Genomic DNA, 3,069 nt, shown 5'->3' with positions numbered 1-3,069 from the left:
AGGAAAGCACCATGACAAAGGTGCCGAAGATCAGCCCGAGCCAGACAAACTGCACCCACTGCCGCTGAGCGAACAGCCACAGCTGGGTGAATTGCGCGCCCAGAGTGGCCTGGCTCTCCCCGGTCAGATCACGCGCAGCATTTCCCGGGGCCCGCAGACTCCAGATCGGCGGACTATCCCGCACAAAGAGCGTGCTCACAGCGGTGCTCTGCGCCGCCCGGAGGGTAACCAGTGCGCCAGTGACCCGCTTCGCCTGCTCCGCGAGGCGGCTCTGCGCGCTCAGCACGGTGGCACGCTCTTTTTGACGTGCGGCTTCAGCCTGCGTGATGCTCTTCAGCAGAGTCTCGATGCGCTGGCGGATTTCCGTGGGTGCGTTCTGGCCTTGTGCGACCTCGAGCGTCTTCCCCCAGCTAGCCTTCAGCGCCGGATAAAGCGCCATCTGCGCATCCAGAAGATTGGCCTGCGTGGTGAGGTCACGCGCCCAAAGCCCGAGCCGTTCCGCGAGTTTTTGCCAGTTGGACTCCAGATCGCGCAGCGTTTCCAGCGGTGCCTCCGGCTGGACGAGTTGAGCCGTCTCAGCGAGTCGCCGGTCAATCTCCTGCGTCAGCACCGGCAGGCTCCGTGTGTCATCACCCACGGCGTACACCGGAGAGGCCGCCGCCAGCCTCGCTGCCAGACTGGCCTCCACACTATCCGCCCGGCTGATGACATCCGCGAGCGGGATGGGCGCTGGCTGCGGAGCAGGCGGGGCAGCTTCCACCGGAATGCTGGCATTCTTGGCTGCCTCCTGGGCGCCCACGAAGTGTGGAAGGCACAGCAACACCGCGACGGCCAGCACGCGAGTGCCTGCGCGCAGCCACCTTGCAGCGCCTGGGCACGGGACCCGCCATGGATTCAGCATCTCAAATAAAATCATGCCATGAATAGACGCGCTGCACCCGGAATGGCCAATGCATTTCCGCTGCGTCAGGCACATCAGTCAGATCGTCATTCAAGCCAGCGTGCCACTCCTTGACGGATGACATCGCCCCCTGAAGCCGCCTGCCCCCTTCCCCGCACTTCGGGAGAGGGTCATTCAGGCGGTTGCACTCTCAGCGCTGCCTTGGGCAATGATGCGCGCATTCCGCCAGCAGCCGCGCACGCCTTTAGAACGTCAGATTCAGCGACACCGTGCCGAAGAGCTGCGGCTCGATCTGCGCGTTGAATTCCTTGGTGCGATATACCAGCGCGTAGGACATCTTGGTGTTGCGCCAGTTGAGCACAAAGCCCGCGCTCAGGTCTGCCACGAAGGCATTGTGCCCCACGGATGGGCTGCTGCCGAAGGTGTTGCCGTCCAGAAAGATGTTGTGCGCCACAGCGCGACCGTCTGCACGCGCAAAGACGTGGAAGCCGAGGGGGAACCATGACCGCTCACCACCCAGTGCGCCGTCCACCGGAGTGGAGGCGGCGGAGGAGGGGCCGATGGAGGGCGTGCCGTAGTCGTCCGGCAGATTGAACCCCATGCGAAATTCGCCGCCCACATTGGCGAAGGTTTTCACATTGCCCGCTGTCGCGCCGGCATGCGGCATAAATTCCCACTCCGCACCGCTGCGCTTCGCGACGTGCGGCCAGCGCCAGGTGCGCTCATACGCCAGCGAGATGCCGATCTCGTTGTGCAGCTGGTTGCCCCAGCCGTTGGGGTGGTCAAAGCCGCGCGTGTCATGCACATAGCGCTGCGTCTCCTGCGCATACGAGTAGGAGCCCACCACACCGATGTCCATCACCAGGATGTTGCGCACGCGGTCCGTCTTCCACACCACGCCGTTGGAAACGTAGAGCCAGCCTGCATAAGGGCGGTCTGCGGGTGAGGGGTTGAAGGTCTCCGTGTCGTCCGGCGTGTAAATGTCCTGCCCGATGGAGTGCACCACGTTCTTCTGGTAGTTCGTGTCATGCACGCCGGGCAGCAGGTCAAACAGCGGCAGCAGCATGCTGGCATGCGGTGTGCCGCTGAGGCGGGAAAGATCCGGCGAGGTCCAGCTGATCTTCACCCCGCTGGTGTAGTAGCGGTCCGTGCCGGCAAAGAGATCGTTTTCGAGGTAGATGCCCAGCGTACCGCCGGTGTTGGGTGCCTCAGCCCGGGCAGACGCAGGGGCCAGCACCGCCAGCAGCAGCAGACAGGCGGAGAATGTGGAAAAATGGAATTTCATGTGTGGATGCAGAGAGTGTGTGTGTGGATGGGGGGCTTTTGTCTTCATCTCATCTCAAACGGCTCAGCGGATAAGATGCCAGCATTCCAGCTCTTCGTCTTGGAATTCGGCGGAGATTTGAAAACAGTTCGCCCCTGGGGGCCAAATGGCTGACGCAAACGAACCAAGCGCTGCTGACGGGCCGCAGGGGCTGCATCAGCAACGCTTGGAAAGCGGTCGCGTTCGCGATTCTTTTTTAGCGGGAGGCGTTCTCAATGTGGCCGCCCACATGCTCCACGTCCTGGCCGAAGCCACGAACGGTGCGGCAGCTGGTGCCGACGAGTGTCCAGACCGCCGAAGCGAGGAGGAGAAGAGCGATGCGTTGGAAGGATGTTTTCATAGGGATGATGATGTTTGACAGTTGCTGGACTTGGGAAAGGAGAGTGAGGCAAAAAGGAAGCAGGCCCACGCGGTGGGCATGCTCCGGTAGCGGGCCAGATTACTTCGGCTGGGCGTCCACCTTGGCCTTGGCAGCTTCAGCAGCGGCATCAGCCTTCTTCTTTTCCGCATCAAGCTGCGCCTGATCGGCGGCACTGGCGGCTTCGATGTTGGCCTTGGCGACCTTGGCATCGGCTTCCGCCTGCTTTTTGGCTTCGTCGGCTTGTACTTCCAGAGAATCCTTCTGTTTGTCGATCGCGTTTTGGGTGGCGTCGTTTTTATCGTCGATGGCTTCCTTCTGCTTGTTGCAGCTGACGGTCAGGAAGGTTGCGGAGGCGAGGAGGGCAATGAGGATGTGTTTCATAAGTATCAGGGTTGGTATTGAGAGATCGCCAGTCAGACGACTGAAGGATGTATCCACCTTTCGTCATCCACCCTGATGAAGCCATGGGGTATAACCCTGGGG

General features: G+C 61.7%; 4 protein-coding genes. All 4 read right to left on the bottom strand.

What is annotated here, in order from left to right:
• Positions 1-799 (bottom strand): hypothetical protein (locus PSV43_RS15240; protein WP_300198985.1); only part of this gene is annotated, 799 nt, incomplete at its 3' end.
• Between the two features lie 346 nt (positions 800-1,145).
• The gene (locus PSV43_RS15235; protein ID WP_300198982.1) at positions 1,146-2,186 is read right to left on the bottom strand and encodes a lipid A deacylase LpxR family protein; all 1,041 of its coding nucleotides are present in this window, start codon (positions 2,184-2,186) and stop codon (positions 1,146-1,148) included.
• 235 nt (positions 2,187-2,421) lie between these two features.
• Complete coding sequence (locus PSV43_RS15230) at positions 2,422-2,565, bottom strand: entericidin A/B family lipoprotein (protein ID WP_300198978.1); 144 nt, start codon at positions 2,563-2,565, stop codon at positions 2,422-2,424.
• A 99-nt stretch (positions 2,566-2,664) separates the two neighbouring features.
• A complete protein-coding gene (locus PSV43_RS15225) occupies positions 2,665-2,967 on the bottom strand; it encodes a hypothetical protein (protein WP_300198975.1) in 303 nt (100 codons plus the stop codon).
• Positions 2,968-3,069: the final 102 nt, after the last annotated feature.

It is taken from the genome of Prosthecobacter sp., from assembly GCF_029946185.1.
Taxonomy (GTDB): domain Bacteria; phylum Verrucomicrobiota; class Verrucomicrobiia; order Verrucomicrobiales; family Verrucomicrobiaceae; genus Prosthecobacter.
This window is presented reverse-complemented; position numbering and strand designations above follow the sequence as displayed.

Bases quoted from the DNA above. Each gene is read 5' to 3' on its own strand.
- PSV43_RS15235 (WP_300198982.1), bottom strand. From the start codon at position 2,186: ATGAAATTCCATTTTTCCACATTCTCCGCCTGTCTGCTGCTGCTGGCG.
- PSV43_RS15230 (WP_300198978.1), bottom strand. From the start codon at position 2,565: ATGAAAACATCCTTCCAACGCATCGCTCTTCTCCTCCTCGCTTCGGCG.
- PSV43_RS15225 (WP_300198975.1), bottom strand. From the start codon at position 2,967: ATGAAACACATCCTCATTGCCCTCCTCGCCTCCGCAACCTTCCTGACC.